This window comes from Agromyces mediolanus, from assembly GCF_044917495.1.
Taxonomy (GTDB): domain Bacteria; phylum Actinomycetota; class Actinomycetes; order Actinomycetales; family Microbacteriaceae; genus Agromyces; species Agromyces mediolanus_B.
This window is the reverse complement of record NZ_JAVSSI010000004.1, coordinates 104,531-119,883: the sequence shown is the minus strand read 5'-3', so window position 1 is coordinate 119,883 and position 15,353 is coordinate 104,531. Positions and strand designations below refer to the sequence as shown.

The following is a 15,353-nucleotide window of genomic DNA, read 5'->3' as shown; positions in this document are numbered from 1 at the left end:
GGTTTCCGAGCCAACTGCTCACAGGCGGTGGACAACATTGTGAACAAATCGCCTGGCGCCGTTTCGCGCTCCGGAGGGGGACCGGAGCACGTTCGTTCGACGGCGCACGGCCGAGCGCGGCAGATTGCGGGGAGCAATGACGGAACAGCCCATTTCCGAGACGTGGGCGACGGTGCTCGAGCGACTCTCGCAGGACGACGCGATCACCCCCATGCTGCAGGGCTTCCTGAACCTCGTCGAGCCGAAGGGCATCGCCGCGGGCACCTTCTACCTCGAGGTGCCGAACGAGTTCACCGCGAGCATGCTGAACCAGCGCATGCGCGTGCCGCTCCTCGCCGCGATGTCGGAGCTCGACGTGCCGTCCCCCGTCACCTCCTTCTACGTGGTCGTGAACCCGGAGCTCGAGGAGGTCCGCCCGGCGGACGGCGCGGGGGAGGAGTACGCCGAGCCCGTCGAGCTGCACGCCGCTCCGCCGGCCGTCTTCGAGAGCTCGCCGCAGGACCGGCCCCGTGACTCGCGGCTGAACCCGAAGTACTCGTTCGACAGCTTCGTCATCGGGCAGTCGAACCGCTTCGCCCACGCCGCGGCCGTCGCGGTGGCCGAGGCGCCGGCGAAGGCGTACAACCCGCTCTTCATCTACGGCGACTCCGGCCTCGGCAAGACCCACCTCCTGCACGCCATCGGCCACTACGCGATGAGCCTCTATCCCGGCATCCGCGTCCGATACGTGTCGAGCGAGGAGTTCACGAACGACTTCATCAACTCGATCGCGAACAACCGCGGCTCGCTGTTCCAGCAGCGCTACCGCAACATCGACATCCTCCTGATCGACGACATCCAGTTCCTGCAGGGCAAGGCGGAGACGCAGGAGGCGTTCTTCCACACCTTCAACACGCTGCACGACCACAACAAGCAGGTCGTGATCACGAGCGACGTGCCGCCGAAGCACCTCACCGGCTTCGAGGACCGCATGCGCAGCCGCTTCGAGTGGGGCCTCATCACCGACGTGCAGGCGCCCGACCTCGAGACCCGCATCGCGATCCTCCGCAAGAAGGCGCAGTCCGAGCGCCTGCAGGTGCCCGACGACATCCTCGAGTACATGGCGTCGAAGGTCTCGAGCAACATCCGCGAGCTCGAGGGCACGCTGATCCGCGTCACCGCCTTCGCGAGCCTGAACCGCACGCCGGTCGACATGCCGCTCGTGCAGACGGTGCTGAAGGACCTCATCACCGACGACACCGACAACGTGATCGCGCCGGTCGACATCATCACGGCCACCGCCGACTACTTCAAGCTCACGGTCGACGACCTCTACGGCTCGAGCCGCTCGCAGGCGGTCGCGACCGCGCGGCAGATCGCCATGTACCTCTGCCGCGAGCTCACGAGCCTGTCGCTGCCGAAGATCGGCCAGTTGTTCGGCAACCGCGATCACACGACGGTGATGTACGCGAACAAGAAGATCTCGGAGCTCATGAAGGAGCGCCGCTCGATCTACAACCAGGTGACCGAGCTCACCGCGCGCATCAAACAGACGGCCCGCTACCGCTGATCCGATGCTCGCGCAGGACGTGGAGGGATGCCGCAGGGCGCCCGTCTGCGCCGTTCTGCGGGCCGTTCGGGGCGTTCCCCACAATTGTGGAAAGCCTGTGGATTGTTAACGAGCAACCGGCCCGCAGCTGTTGAGACGCGACGTCCGCCTGTGCACAACCGTCGATCATCACCTGACGCCGTTCAGCGTCCCCTCGACGATTCCCACACGGTGTGCACAGATCGGAGGGGCCCGGATCGGCACCACTCCGCGGATCTCCGAACACCATCCACAGTTTCCACAGCGGTTAACACCGTTAAGAGCTTTAAGTCTTCAATCCGGGGCATTCGACAACCTGACGGTGTGGATGCCTCGAAGGTCGCTCGATAGCATGGGAGCCCGCGTCCTTCGGCGCGGGAGGGCACGGTCGTGCGGAGCACGCGCCATGACGACAGGAGAGCCGTGAAGTTCCAGGTCAACCGCGACGTCTTCAGCGAGGCCGTGTCCTTCGCGGTCAAGCTGCTCCCGCAGCGCACCACGCTGCCGATCCTCTCCGGCGTCCTCATCCACGCGACCGACGACGGCCTCGTCCTCTCCTCCTTCGACTACGAGGTCTCGAGCCAGACCGAGATCCAGGCCGACGTCGAGGAGCCGGGCACGGTCCTCGTCTCCGGCCGCCTCCTCGCCGAGATCGCCGGTCGCCTGCCGAACGCACCGGTCCGGCTCTCCACCGAGGAGAACCGCATCCAGGTCAGCTGCGGCTCCGCGAGCTTCACCCTGCTCTCGATGCCGGTCGAGGAGTACCCGTCGATCCCGGAGATCGGCGAGCAGTCCGGCGTCGTCCCGGCCGAGGAGTTCGCCGCGGCGGTCGCGCAGGTCGCCGTCGCCGCGTCCCGCGACGACGTGACCCCGGTCATCACCGGCGTGCAGCTCGAGGTCCGCGAGAACAGCCTCGGGCTCGTCGCCACCGACCGCTACCGCGTCGCCGTGCGCGAGATCGACTGGGACGGCGGATCCGTCGCCGGCGAGGGCGACGCGCCGACCGCGCTCGTCCCGGCGCGCACCCTGCAGGAGGTCGGCAAGACCTTCGGCCACTCGGGCACGATCTCCGTCTCGATCACGAGCCGCGACGACCGCGAGCTCATCGCCTTCAGCGCCGACAAGAAGACCGTCACGAGCCTGCTCATCAAGGGCAACTTCCCGCCCGTCCGCCGGCTCTTCCCCGACGTCGTCGACAACTACGCCGTCGTGAACACCGCCGAGCTCATCGAGGCCACCCGCCGTGTCGCGCTCGTGCTCGAGCGCGAGGCCGCGCTCCGCTACTCCTTCACCGCCGACGGGCTGACGCTCGAGGCGATCGGCAGCGAGCAGGCGCAGGCCTCCGAGTCGATCGACGCGATCCTCACGGGCGACGACACGGTCGTGTCGCTGAAGCCGCAGTTCCTGCTCGACGGCCTCGGTGCGGTGCACTCCGAGTTCGTCCGGGTGTCCTTCACGAAGACGGAGAACCCGAACAAGCCGGGCCCCGTGCTCATCACGAGCCAGACCTCGCGCGAGCAGGCCGGCAGCGACAGCTACCGCTACCTGCTGCAGCCGAACCTGCTCCTGCGCTAGACCCGTCTCCGCTGTCGGCGGTCGCGGGTACCGTAGACGGAGTCGAGCGAGAAAGGTGGTGCAGGTGCACGTCGCCCGCCTCTCCCTCACCGACTTCCGCAACTACGAGCGGGCCGAGCTCGAACTCGGCCCGGGCGCCACGGTGCTCGTCGGCCGCAACGGCCAGGGCAAGACCAACCTCGTCGAGTCGATCGGCTATCTCGCGACGCTCGGCTCGCACCGGGTGTCCGGCGACCAGGCCCTCGTCCGCGCCGGTGCCGAGGCGGCCATCATCCGCGCGCTCCTCGCGCACGGCGAGCGCCAGCTCCTCGTCGAGCTGCAGCTGAACCGGCAGGGCGCGAACCGCGCGCAGTTGAACCGCTCGCCCGTGAAGACCCGCGAGCTCCCGCGCTACGCGCATACGGTGCTCTTCGCCCCCGAAGACCTCGCGATCGTCCGCGGCGAGCCCGGGGTGCGCCGCCGCATGCTCGACGAGCTCCTGGTGCAGCGATCGCCGCGGCTCGCCGGCGTCATGGCCGACTACGACCGCGTCCTCCGTCAGCGCAACACGCTGCTGAAGAGCGCTCGGGCCCGCGGCCTGGGTGCCGACAAGCTGACGACGCTCGACATCTGGGACGAGCGGCTCGTCGCCCTCGGCTCCGAGCTCATCGACCAGCGCCTCGCGCTCGTCGCCGAGCTCGCCGAGCCGCTCGCGGCCGCCTACCGCTCCATCGTCGACGCCGATCACGGCCCCGCGCTGCAGCCGGTGCTCTCCATCGACGGCGCGGTCGCCGATGACGACGACGAACCGCGTCCGGTCTCCGGCGACGGGGCGGATGCCTCGGCCGGGGCATCCGCCGACGGCGCCGCCGCGAGTTCCCTCGCCGTGCCGACCGCCGAGCGCTTCGCCGCGGCGCTCCGCGGTCTCCGGCGCAAGGAGCTCGAGCGCGGCGTGACGCTCGCGGGTCCGCACCGCGACGACGTGCTGCTGCTGCTGAACGGCCTGCCGGCCAAGGGCTACGCGAGCCACGGCGAGTCCTGGTCGTTCGCGCTCGCGCTCCGTCTCGCGGCCGCCGAGCTGCTCCGCCGCGACTCGGCGACGGGAGATCCGGTGCTCGTGCTCGACGACGTGTTCGCCGAGCTCGACCGCCTCCGGCGAGAACGCCTCGCGGCCGCGATCGGCGGCTACGAGCAGGTCCTCGTCACGGCGGCCGTGCTGGAGGACGTCCCGGAGCCCCTCACCGCCACGATCGTGCACATCGACGCCGGGCGCATCGTCGACGGTGCACCCGCCGGGCCGCCCCAGGAGGTGCCGTCATGAGCGAGGCCTCCGAAGCCGTCCGGGTCTATCAGCACTTCCGCGAGATCTTCGGCGGCGAGCCGCGCGTCCGGCCCGGCCGGGCCCGGCGCACGCGCGAGCCCTCGGGCAGCGAGCCGTTCACGCCCGGGCGCGACCCCCGCCCGCTCGGCTCGGCGATCGATCAGCTCTCGTCGCAGCTCGGGTGGAGCGGTCCGCTGTCGCAGGCCGACCTGCTGACGACCTGGCGCGACATCGCCGGAGAAGAGACCGCGCGCCACTCCGAGCCGATCGCGATCGAGGGCGGCACGCTGCAGGTCCGCTGCGACTCGACGGCGTGGGCGACCCAGCTCCGGCTGATGCGTCAGCAGCTGCTCGCGCGCATCGCCGAGGTGCACCCCGGCGCCGGCGTCGAAACGATCCGCTTTCAGGGGCCGGACGCCCCCACCTGGAAACGCGGTCCCAGATCGGTTCCAGGCCGCGGTCCGCGCGACACCTACGGCTGAGAAGGCAAATTCGGTCACCCTGCCTCGTTCATTGCCTCAGATCGGCGTTTCCGGCCCCGGAGGCCGGGCGATTTGATAGGATCGAGAGTCGCCAGAACGACAGAGCGGAGCCTCGATTCACCCATGACAGCGGAACCGGCGAAGGCCCAGGGCGCGTCCGAATACGGCGCCGACGACATCCAGGTACTCGAGGGCCTCGAAGCGGTCCGCAAGCGTCCCGGCATGTACATCGGCTCGACGGGTCCGCGCGGCCTGCACCACCTCGTGTACGAGATCGTCGACAACTCCGTCGATGAGGCGCTCGCGGGGTACGCGACGGCGATCGACGTGACGATCCTCGAGGACGGCGCCGTCCGGGTCATCGACAACGGCCGCGGCATCCCCGTCGGCATGCACAAGACCGAGGGCCGCTCGACCGTCGAGGTCGTGCTCACCGTCCTGCACGCCGGCGGCAAGTTCGGCGGCGGCGGCTACGCGGTCTCCGGCGGTCTCCACGGCGTCGGCTCCTCTGTCGTGAACGCGCTCTCGACGCGCCTCGAGGTCGAGGTCAAGCGCGAGGGCAACGTCTGGCGCCAGGCCTTCAACATCGGCGTGCCCGAGGCGCCGCTCTCGCAGGACGAGGCGAGCGATGAGACGGGCACGACGATCACGTTCTGGCCGAGCCCCGACATCTTCGAGACGACCGTCTTCGACTACGAGACGCTCCGCACCCGGTTCCAGCAGATGGCCTTCCTCAACAAGGGCCTCAGCATCAAGCTCACCGACCTCCGCCCGAACGGCGGCGTGCCGGTCGACCCGGCCGACGTCGACGCGGACGCCGACCCCGAGGCGTTCGTGCCGCGCAGCGACACCTTCCTCTACGAGCGCGGCCTCAGCGACTACGTCGAGTACCTCAACAAGTCGAAGCGCGCGGAGCTCGTGAACGAGGAGATCATCTCCTTCGAGTCCGAGGACACCGATCGCAAGATCGCGCTCGAGGTCGCGATGCAGTGGACGACGGCGTACACCGAGTCGGTGCACACCTACGCGAACACCATCAACACGCACGAGGGCGGCACGCACGAGGAGGGCTTCCGCGCGGCGCTCACGACCCTCGTGAACCGCTACGCCCGCGAGAAGAACCTCCTCAAGGAGAAGGACGACAACCTCTCCGGCGACGACGTGCGCGAGGGGCTCACCGCCGTCATCTCGGTGAAGCTCTCCGAGCCGCAGTTCGAGGGGCAGACGAAGACGAAGCTCGGCAACACCGAGGCGAAGTCCTTCGTGCAGCGCATCGTCGGCGACCAGCTCGGCGACTGGTTCGAGCGCAACCCGAACCAGGCCCGCGACATCATCCGCAAGGCCATCCAGGCGGCGACCGCCCGGATCGCGGCGCGCAAGGCGCGCGAGGCGACCCGGCGCAAGGGCTTCCTCGAGACCAGCGGCATGCCGGGCAAGCTGAGCGACTGCACCTCGAAGGACCCGACGATCTCCGAGATCTTCCTCGTCGAGGGCGACTCGGCCGGCGGTTCGGCGAAGACGGGACGCGACCCGGCCACCCAGGCCATCCTGCCGCTCCGCGGCAAGATCCTGAACGTCGAGAAGGCACGTCTCGACCGGGCCCTCGGCAACGCCGAGATCCAGGCGATGATCACCGCCTTCGGCACCGGCATCGGCGAGGACTTCAACCCTGAGAAGGCCAGGTACCACAAGATCGTGCTGATGGCCGACGCCGACGTCGACGGCCAGCACATCACGACCCTGCTGCTGACGCTGCTCTTCCGCTTCATGCGGCCGCTCATCGAGATGGGCTACGTGTTCCTCGCGCAGCCGCCGCTGTACCGCCTGAAGTGGACGAACGCCGATCACGAGTACGTGTACTCCGACCGGGAGCGCGACGCACTGCTCGCCGCCGGCCAGGCCGCGGGCAAGCGCCTCCAGAAGGAGAACGGCGTCCAGCGCTACAAGGGTCTCGGCGAGATGAACCACCAGGAGCTCTGGGACACCACCATGAACCCCGAGACCCGCACCCTGCTGCAGGTCACGATGGAGGACGCGGCCGCGGCGGACGAGATCTTCTCGACCCTCATGGGCGACGACGTCGAGAGCCGCCGTTCCTTCATCCAGAAGAACGCCAAGGACGTCCGCTTCCTCGACATCTGATCACCCGCCGGCGCTCGCCGCCGGCGCGTGACGTACGAGCAGTTCGAACCGACGAGAAGACATGACTGACGAATTCAGCACCGAAGCCGCAGGCGACGAGCACAACCACGGCAAGATCGACCAGGTCGACCTGCAGCTGGAGATGCAGCGCTCGTATCTCGACTACGCGATGAGCGTGATCGTCGGGCGCGCGCTGCCCGACGTCCGCGACGGCCTGAAGCCCGTGCACCGCCGCGTCATCTACACGATGTACGACGGCGGCTACCGCCCCGACCGCGCCTTCTCGAAGTGCACCCGCGTCATCGGCGACGTCATGGGCCAGTTCCACCCGCACGGCGACAGCTCGGTCTACGACGCGCTCGTCCGCCTCGTGCAGCCCTGGTCGCTGCGCTACCCGCTCGCACTCGGACAGGGCAACTTCGGCTCGCCCGGCAACGACGGCGCCGCCGCCCACCGGTACACCGAGACCAAGATGTCGCCGCTCGCCCTCGAGATGGTGCGCGACATCGAGGAAGAGACCGTCGACTTCCAGGACAACTACGACGGCCGCACCCGCGAGCCCACGGTCCTCCCGGCGCGCTTCCCGAACCTGCTCGTGAACGGCTCGGTCGGCATCGCGGTCGGCATGGCGACGAACATCCCGCCGCACAACCTGCGCGAGGTCTCGGAGGGCGCCCTCTGGGCGCTCGAGCACCCGGATGCCTCGCACGAGGAGCTGCAGCAGGCGCTCATGGAGCGCATCAAGGGGCCGGACTTCCCGACGGGCGCGCAGATCCTGGGCGTCAAGGGCATCCACGACGCCTACCGCACGGGCCGCGGCTCGATCACGATGCGCGCGGTCGTGAGCGTCGAGGAGATCCAGGGCCGCACCTGCCTCGTCGTCACCGAGCTCCCGTACCAGGTGAACCCCGACAACCTCGCGGTGAAGATCGCGGAGCTCGTGAAGGACGGCAAGCTCTCGGGCATCGCCGACATCCGCGACGAGACCTCGGGCCGCACCGGCCAGCGCCTCGTCCTCGTGCTGAAGCGCGACGCCGTCGCGAAGGTCGTCCTGAACAACCTGTACAAGCACACGCAGCTGCAGGAGAACTTCGGCGCGAACATGCTCGCGATCGTCGACGGGGTGCCGCGCACGCTCTCCATCGACGGCTTCATCTCGCACTGGATCACCCACCAGATCGACGTGATCGTGCGACGCACGAACTTCCGCCTGAAGAAGGCCGAGGCCGACGCGCACATCCAGCGCGGCTACGTGAAGGCGCTCGACGCGCTCGACGAGGTCATCGCGCTCATCCGCCGCTCGCCCGACGTCGACGAGGCCCGCACGGGCCTCATGAACCTGCTCGGGGTCGACCAGCTCCAGGCCGACGCGATCCTCACGATGCAGCTCCGCCGCCTCGCGGCGCTCGAGCGTCAGAAGATCATCGACCGCCTCGCGCAGCTCGAGCTCGAGATCGCCGAGTACCTCGCGATCCTGGCCGACGAGGGCCGCCAGCGCAGCATCATCTCGGAGGAGCTCACCGAGATCGTCGCGAAGTTCGGCGACGAGCGGCGCACGCACATCATGCCCGGCTACGACGGCGACATGTCGGTCGAAGACCTGATCCCCGAGGAGGAGATGGTCGTCACCGTCACCCGCGGCGGATACATCAAGCGCACCCGCAGCGACAACTACCGCTCGCAGCACCGCGGCGGCAAGGGCGTGAAGGGCGCGCAGCTCCGCGCCGACGACGTGGTCGACCACTTCTTCGTCACGACCACGCACCACTGGCTCCTCTTCTTCACGAACATGGGGCGCGTGTACCGGGCGAAGACGTACGAGATCCTCGAGGCCGGTCGCGACGCGAAGGGCCAGCACGTCGCGAACCTGCTGGAGATGCAGCCCGACGAGCAGATCGCCGAGATCGTCGACATCCGCGACTATCAGGTGGCCACCTACCTGGTCCTGGCGACCCGCGACGGGCTCGTGAAGAAGACCGAGCTGTCCGCGTACGACACCAACCGCTCGCGCGGCGTCATCGCGATCAACCTCCGCGAGGGCGACGAGCTCGTCTCCGCGATGCTCGCGAACGAGACCGACGAGATCCTGCTCGTCTCGCAGAAGGGCATGTCGCTCCGCTTCGAGGCGACCGACGAGGCGCTCCGCCCGATGGGCCGCGCCACGTCCGGCGTGAAGGGCATGTCGTTCCGCGACGGCGATGCGCTGCTCGCCGCCGCGGTGGTCCCGTCCTCCGACGACGACGAGGCCGCGGATGCGCCGGAGGATGCCGCCGGGCAGAAGCTCAGCCCGAGCGACGCCTACGTGTTCGTGGTCACCGAGGGCGGGTACGCCAAGCGCACCCGGATCGAGGAGTACCGCAAGCAGAACCGCGGCGGGCTCGGTATCAAGGTCGCCAAGCTCTCCGAGGACCGGGGCGATCTCGCAGGTGCGCTGATGGTCTCGCGGAGCGACGAGGTCCTTGTGGTTCTTGCCAGCGGCAAGGTGGTACGCTCCCATGTCGCCGAAGTCCCGGCCAAGGGCCGGGATACGATGGGCGTCGTGTTCGCGAAGTTCGCGAACGAGGACCGCATCATCGCGATCGCGAAGAATTCAGAGAGGAACCTCGACGAGGAAACCGAAGAGTCGGTGGAGTCGACGGACGCCGAGTAACCGCCTGAGGGAGAATCACCACCGATGAGTAGCGTCGCCGAGAAGCTGGCCAAGAAGTCCGGCCGCAAGGCCCCCGCCAAGCAGGTCCGCCTGCGCCTGGTCTACATCGACTTCTGGTCGGCAGTGAAACTGTCCTTCCTCATCGCGGTCTGCCTGGCCGTGGTGAACATCGTGGCGACGTTCCTCGTCTACACGGTGCTCAACTCGACCGGCATCTTCGGCAAGGTGAACGAGCTCGTCCGCGACGTCGCCGGGCAGGGCGGCGATCTGACCGCCATCCTGTCGCTCGGCAACGTCATGGGCTTCGCCATCGTCGTGTCGCTCCTGAACCTCGTCGTCACGACCGCCCTCGGCGCCATCATGGCCGTGCTGTACAACCTCAGCGTGAAGATCACGGGCGGCATCCTGGTGGGCTTCACGAACAACTGATCCACCGGTGCCGGGCTGCGTGAGCGTCGATTCGGACTTTCACGCACGGTCGGGTAGGCTGTCCTTCGGCCTTCACGGGCCGGCACCGATTCGGGGATATAGCTCAGGCGGTTAGAGCGCTTCGCTGATAACGAAGAGGTCCGAGGTTCAAGTCCTCGTATCCCCACTCCAAAATTCCACACTCACCGGTGGCAGCGCCTCCGGTCCGGGGCCTTAGCTCAGTTGGTAGAGCGCCTGCTTTGCAAGCAGGATGTCAGGAGTTCGATTCTCCTAGGCTCCACCATTCCCACTCCGCCATTCGGTACGGAGGTTCTGCATGTCCTCTCGCCAGGCGCTCAGTGACGCCGACCGCCGCACCGTCGCGCTCTGGGCCGCCGACTGCGCGGAGCGGGTGCTGCCGCTCTTCGAACGCGACGCACCGGACGACGACCGGGCGCGCGCGGGCATCGACCGCGCCCGCGCCTACGGACGTGGCGAGCTGGACACCGCCGAGCAGATCCGCATCCGCTTCGTCGCCGGTCGGGCGGCGCACTCCGCGTCGACTCCGGCCGGCGCCGCCGCGGCGCGGGCCGCAGGCCAGGCCTCGGGCGTCGCGCACATGGGCGCGCACGCCCTCGGGGCAGCGGCCTACGCGGCGAGGGCGGCCGCGCTCGCCGCCCACGACCCGGAGCATGCCCGTGCCGAGGAGGTCGCGTGGCAGCTGGCGCGACTCGACGCGCCGGTGCAGGACGCCCTCCTTCGTCTGCCGCCGCTCGGCACGGATTCCGCCGGCCCGCTGGGCACCGGACTGCTCGCGACCGGGATGCTCGCCATGACCATCCGCGAGATCCAGACCGCGCTGCTCACCGCGCGGGCCGGCTGAGGTGCCGGGAGCTCAGCCCGCCGCGTCGAGTCGCCGCGCGAGTCCCGCTCTCGAACGCACCCCGGTCTTCCGGAGGATGCGCGAGACGTGGGTCTCCACCGTGCGCGGGCTGAGATGCAGGGCCGCGGCGATGTCCCGGTTGCTGTGCCCCTCGGCGACGAGCTCGGCGATCGTCCGCTCCCGCGGCGTGAGGAGCTGCTCGAGCTCGCGCCGGAGTGCGCCATCCAGGCTGGTCCGGACCGCCTCGACCGGTCGGGCGGTCGTGCGGTGGTGGTGCTCGGCGAGCAGCCGCAGGAAGAGGGGGTTGCCGCCGGCCAGCTCGACGAGCCGCAGGTCCAGGACGCCCTGACTCGAGAGGAGCGCGCCCGCGGCGCCCGGCTCGAGCGGATCGAGCACGATCCGGTGCATCGCGCACCCGCCGCGTCGCGCCGCGCGGACGAGCCGCCCCGGCATCCCCCCGGGCTGGTGCGCGAAGAGGAAGCCCCAGCCGGTCGGCGACGGAGCCATCACGAGTTCCTCGAGCACGGTCGTCGCCGCGGGATCGAGCCACTGCGCGTCGTCGATCACGACGAGGGCGGGTTGCGCGCCCAGGCGCTCGCGGATCGCGCGGAGCAGCTCCCGGGGTGCGCGGACGCGCTCGAGCAGCGCGGTCGGTCCGGTGCCGAACAGCTGCTCGAGGATGCCGAGGATGCCGCCGAGGGGCGTGGTCGTGCCGTGCTCGTCCGCGCGGGCGAAGAGCACGCGCGCACCGTCCCACTCGGCGAGGAACTCGGTGAGCAGCGCGGTCTTGCCGATGCCGACGGCGCCCTCGAGGAAGACCACCCGGTGCACGGCGCCGCCGGACATCGGGTCGAGGACGGCGCGGAGGCGCTCGAGCTCGCGCGCTCTGCCGACGAACATCCGGCCCCTTCCGTCCCGCTGCGTGGGCAGGCTAGCCGGGGCGTCGTGCCTCCCGGCTCACTCCACGGGGTGACCTTCCCGACCTTGCGTGGTTCCACGGATGTGCCCGGAACGGGGGCCAACGTAGCGTGTGCCTGATTGTGTCCGCCCGAACCTTGAGGAACACGAAATGACCACGACCCGTCGAACACGATGGTCCCGACTGCTCGCCGCACTCACCGGAACGGTGCTCGCGGTGGGCGCGAGCGGCCTCGCCATCGCCCTGCCAGCGCACGCCGCTCCGAGCGACGGCGTCTACACCGGCGAGACGAGCAGCGGCTTCGACTTCTCGATCACGGTGGAGGACGGCGCGGTGACCGACGTCGTCACCACCGCCTGGGTCGTCTGCTCCGGCATCCAGACGCCGCTCCCGTACAACGACATCCCGGTCACGCCCATCGCCGCCGACGGCTCGTTCGCCGCGCACTGGAGCTATCGGGTGGACGACGACTACACGGCCGAGTACTGGCTGGGCGGGGTCATCGCCGACGACGGGACGGCCACGAGCGCCGGATCGAACGCCGCCGACATGGTCGGCGTCGGCCTCCTCTGCTCAGGCCAGCAGTTCACCTGGGATGCGGCCATCGCCGCGGCCGCGCCGGAGATGGCCGTTGCGCCCAACCCCGCGACCCTGTCGCAGGCGCAGGACCCGGCGGGCGCGCTGCGAGTCACCGGCTCCGGCTTCACGCCGGGCTCCACCGTGGCCCTCACGGTGAACGGCCAGCAGGCCGCGGAACGTACCGCCGACGATCAGGGCGAGGTCGTCGTGCAGCTCGCCTGGCTGAACGCCACGGTCGGCCAGCACACGCTGCGCCTCGTCAGCGGCTCGCGCTCGGCCGAGACCACGCTCACGATCGTCGAGGACCCGAGCTACTCGCCGACCGCTGCCGTCGACCCGGCCACGGTGACGGTGTCCGCGCTGGGCGGCGCCGGCGTCTCGGTGAGCGGAACGGACTTCCCGCCGTCGACGGCGGTGGAGCTGGCCTTCGACGGCGCGCCGGTCACGACGGTGACGAGCGGCGCGGACGGGTCCGTGGCGGCGACGCTCGTGCGCGCCGGAGCCGCGCCGGGTGCGCACACGGTGAAGCTCACCGCCGGGCAGTGGTCGGCCGAGGCCGCGCTGACCGTCGAGGCCGATCCGGTGCAGTACGACCCCGAGGCGAGCGCCTCGCCGGGCTCGCTGACGGTCGAGCAGCTGGGCACGAGCGGTGTGACGCTCGCCGGCACCGGCTTCCCGCCCGCCGAGCCGGTGGTCGTCGCCGTCGATGGCGAGACCGTCGCCACGGTGGACGCCGGTGCGGACGGAGCGCTGTCGCACGTGTTCACGCGGGCCGGCGTCTCGACCGGATCGCACGCCGTGACGCTGACGAGCGGGCGGTGGAGCGCGTCGACCTCCTTCACGGTCACCGAGGACCCGATCGTCTACGAGCCCGAGACGTCCGTGTCGCCGGGGTCGGTCACGCAGAGCGGTCTCGCCAGTTCCGGCGTCGCCGTCACCGGCACGGGCTTCCCGGAGAACGCCGACGTCGAGCTCCGCCTCGGCGGGGAGCTGATCTCCACGGTGCAGTCCGACGCCGCCGGCGCGGTCTCGACCCGGCTCGTCCGGGCCGGCGCGCCGGTCGGCACGTCGACCGTGCTGCTCCGCAGCGGGGCGTGGGAGGCTTCGGCGCAGCTCGTCGTCACCGCCGACCCGGCCGTTCCCGCCGAGATCGTGCTCACGCCGAGCGAACTCTCGGCCGACGAGCTCGCAGCCGACGGCGTCGCCCTCGACATCGACGGGCTTCCCGCCGCGATCCCCGTGCGGGTGCTGTTCGACGGCGCCGAGGTGGGCGCGTTCACGAGCTCGGCCGACGGCACGGGATCGGCCCGCTTCAGCATCGCGGATGCCGCACCCGGCCGTCACACGGTGCAGCTCGTCGAGGGGCCCGGCTTCGCGCCGGCGCCGCCCGCGCAGCCGTTCGCCGCGCTGGTCGTGCCGATGGCGGCGGGCGACGTCCTCGGCGAGGCGACGCTGACCGTTACGGCGGGGTCCGATCCCGGAACGCCGGGGCCCGGCACCCCCGGACCGGGCACCCCCGGCCCCGGCACCCCCGCGAACCCGGGCGACGGCGACGGTACGGGCCTCGCCGAGACCGGCGTCGATGGCGCCGCGCTCGCCGGCGCGGGCATCCTCGCCCTGGCGCTGCTGGGACTCGGCGGCCTCGCGCTGCGCCGCCGCCTCGGCTGAGCCGCTGCAGCCCCACCCGGGGAACCGAGCCACCCCGGCGTCCGCGTGCAGAGCGGGCGCCGGGGTGCTCCGCGCGTGCGGGTACAGTGACCGCATGGACATCCGCATCGCGGCGTATGGCGTCATCATCGACCAGGGGCGAATGCTGCTCTCGCACTGGAACGAGCACGGCCGCTCCGGGTGGACCCTCCCCGGCGGCGGGATCGAGGGGTCCGAGCATCCGCTCGAGGCGGCGGTTCGCGAGATCCGCGAGGAGACCGGCTACGACGCCGGGATCGATCGGCTGCTCGGCATCGACACGATGGTGATCCCGGCGGAGCGGCGGAACACGGGGCAGGCACCGCTCTACGCGATGCGGGTCGTGTACCGCGCGCACGTCATCGGCGGCGAGCTGCGCAACGAGGTGGGCGGGTCGAGCGACGAGGCGCGCTGGGTGCGGCTCGAGGAGATCCCGCGGCTGAAGCGGGTGAGCCTGCTCGACATCGGGCTGCGACTCAACGCCGAGGAGCCCGCGGACGGGCGTCAGCGCTGAGCGGCCGTCGCGGCGGCGCAGGGCGCCAGAGCCCGCAGCGCGCCGGGGAACAGGCAACGGCCCCGTCCGAGCGGACGGGGCCGTTGGATCGGCGCCGGGGCTGAGTACCCGGCGGGTCGTACGGCGATCACGGGGTCACCTGGCGGTGACGCTCAGCGCGACGCTGCTGAATCCGCGGTCGCGGAGTTCGGCGGCGATGCGCTGCGCCTCGCGGTGGTCGGCCACTGCCCGATGCGTGCGGCGCTCGTCGTGATGACGGCTCCACTCGATCAGGGCGAGTCCGAGTCGCGCGGCCAATCGCTCGCGGAGCATCCGTGCGCCGGTGCGCACGTCGCCCGCACGGGACTCGGTGGTCCCGAGGGTGGTGATGGTCGTGGGATTCACGATGGTTCCTTCGTTCAGGATGGTCGGCGCCGAGGATGCTCGGAGCCGGATTCCGGCGCGCGGGAGGGCGCGCCGAGTCTCAGGCGCGACGCCGCCCGGATCGGGGCGGGGCGTCGCGCGGCCGCGCCGGAGGGATCCGGGCGGGGAGCCGCAGCGTGCGACGTCCGAGTCAGCGACTCGGTGGTGGGCGATGCGCCTCGATGGCGCGACGTGCCCGTGGGGCCGGAACCTTCAGGAGCGGTGCGGTCCGTGAAGACCGGTGGC

General features: G+C 70.4%; 12 protein-coding genes and 2 tRNA genes. 12 read left to right on the top strand and 2 right to left on the bottom strand.

Annotated elements, in window-relative coordinates:
• Positions 1-136: 136 nt before the first annotated feature.
• The 10 genes from dnaA (at position 137) to ROT00_RS07635 (ending at position 11,007) form a co-directional block, all read left to right on the top strand.
• Entirely contained in the window at positions 137-1,549 is a 1,413-nt protein-coding gene (gene dnaA, locus ROT00_RS07680) for a chromosomal replication initiator protein DnaA (protein ID WP_404773716.1), read from the top strand.
• A 441-nt stretch (positions 1,550-1,990) separates the two neighbouring features.
• A complete protein-coding gene (gene dnaN, locus ROT00_RS07675) occupies positions 1,991-3,142 on the top strand; it encodes a DNA polymerase III subunit beta (protein WP_404773715.1) in 1,152 nt (383 codons plus the stop codon).
• 64 nt (positions 3,143-3,206) lie between these two features.
• Positions 3,207-4,442, top strand: coding sequence for a DNA replication/repair protein RecF (gene recF, locus ROT00_RS07670; protein WP_404773713.1), 1,236 nt, complete (start codon positions 3,207-3,209; stop codon positions 4,440-4,442).
• Positions 4,439-4,924 carry a DciA family protein gene (locus ROT00_RS07665; RefSeq protein ID WP_404773712.1) on the top strand — a complete coding sequence of 162 codons (486 nt, stop codon included), beginning with the start codon at positions 4,439-4,441 and terminating at the stop codon, positions 4,922-4,924. Before recF ends, ROT00_RS07665 begins: the two co-directional genes overlap by 4 nt.
• A gap of 123 nt (positions 4,925-5,047) precedes the next feature.
• Entirely contained in the window at positions 5,048-7,066 is a 2,019-nt protein-coding gene (gyrB, locus tag ROT00_RS07660) for a DNA topoisomerase (ATP-hydrolyzing) subunit B (RefSeq protein ID WP_404773710.1), read from the top strand.
• A gap of 61 nt (positions 7,067-7,127) precedes the next feature.
• On the top strand, positions 7,128-9,716 hold the full coding sequence (gene gyrA, locus ROT00_RS07655; protein ID WP_404773708.1) for a DNA gyrase subunit A: 2,589 nt from the start codon (positions 7,128-7,130) through the stop codon (positions 9,714-9,716).
• A 24-nt stretch (positions 9,717-9,740) separates the two neighbouring features.
• Positions 9,741-10,145 (top strand): DUF3566 domain-containing protein, encoded by a 405-nt coding sequence (locus ROT00_RS07650; RefSeq protein ID WP_243569933.1) that lies wholly within the window; start codon positions 9,741-9,743, stop codon positions 10,143-10,145.
• A gap of 92 nt (positions 10,146-10,237) precedes the next feature.
• A tRNA-Ile gene (locus tag ROT00_RS07645) sits at positions 10,238-10,311 on the top strand.
• A 41-nt stretch (positions 10,312-10,352) separates the two neighbouring features.
• Positions 10,353-10,428, top strand: a tRNA-Ala gene (locus ROT00_RS07640).
• A gap of 33 nt (positions 10,429-10,461) precedes the next feature.
• Positions 10,462-11,007 carry a putative immunity protein gene (locus tag ROT00_RS07635; RefSeq protein ID WP_404773707.1) on the top strand — a complete coding sequence of 182 codons (546 nt, stop codon included), beginning with the start codon at positions 10,462-10,464 and terminating at the stop codon, positions 11,005-11,007.
• 12 nt (positions 11,008-11,019) lie between these two features.
• Here the strand turns inward: ROT00_RS07635 and ROT00_RS07630 are convergent, their stop codons facing one another.
• Positions 11,020-11,907: an AAA family ATPase gene (locus ROT00_RS07630; protein WP_404773706.1), complete on the bottom strand. Its 888-nt coding sequence runs from the start codon at positions 11,905-11,907 to the stop codon at positions 11,020-11,022.
• Between the two features lie 169 nt (positions 11,908-12,076).
• Here ROT00_RS07630 and ROT00_RS07625 point away from each other — a divergent pair, with 169 nt between their 5' ends.
• On the top strand, positions 12,077-14,173 hold the full coding sequence (locus tag ROT00_RS07625) for a hypothetical protein (protein ID WP_404773705.1): 2,097 nt from the start codon (positions 12,077-12,079) through the stop codon (positions 14,171-14,173).
• Positions 14,174-14,267: 94 nt separating this feature from the next.
• Positions 14,268-14,705 carry an NUDIX hydrolase gene (locus ROT00_RS07620; protein ID WP_404773704.1) on the top strand — a complete coding sequence of 146 codons (438 nt, stop codon included), beginning with the start codon at positions 14,268-14,270 and terminating at the stop codon, positions 14,703-14,705.
• Between the two features lie 135 nt (positions 14,706-14,840).
• Here the strand turns inward: ROT00_RS07620 and ROT00_RS07615 are convergent, their stop codons facing one another.
• A complete protein-coding gene (locus tag ROT00_RS07615; protein WP_404773702.1) occupies positions 14,841-15,089 on the bottom strand; it encodes a hypothetical protein in 249 nt (82 codons plus the stop codon).
• Positions 15,090-15,353: the final 264 nt, after the last annotated feature.

Coding starts and splice junctions, on each gene's coding strand:
- dnaA (WP_404773716.1), top strand. CDS start 137: ATGACGGAACAGCCCATTTCCGAGACGTGGGCGACGGTGCTCGAGCGA.
- ROT00_RS07665 (WP_404773712.1), top strand. CDS start 4,439: ATGAGCGAGGCCTCCGAAGCCGTCCGGGTCTATCAGCACTTCCGCGAG.
- gyrB (WP_404773710.1), top strand. CDS start 5,048: ATGACAGCGGAACCGGCGAAGGCCCAGGGCGCGTCCGAATACGGCGCC.
- gyrA (WP_404773708.1), top strand. CDS start 7,128: ATGACTGACGAATTCAGCACCGAAGCCGCAGGCGACGAGCACAACCAC.
- ROT00_RS07650 (WP_243569933.1), top strand. CDS start 9,741: ATGAGTAGCGTCGCCGAGAAGCTGGCCAAGAAGTCCGGCCGCAAGGCC.
- ROT00_RS07635 (WP_404773707.1), top strand. CDS start 10,462: ATGTCCTCTCGCCAGGCGCTCAGTGACGCCGACCGCCGCACCGTCGCG.
- ROT00_RS07630 (WP_404773706.1), bottom strand. CDS start 11,907: ATGTTCGTCGGCAGAGCGCGCGAGCTCGAGCGCCTCCGCGCCGTCCTC.
- ROT00_RS07625 (WP_404773705.1), top strand. CDS start 12,077: ATGACCACGACCCGTCGAACACGATGGTCCCGACTGCTCGCCGCACTC.
- ROT00_RS07620 (WP_404773704.1), top strand. CDS start 14,268: ATGGACATCCGCATCGCGGCGTATGGCGTCATCATCGACCAGGGGCGA.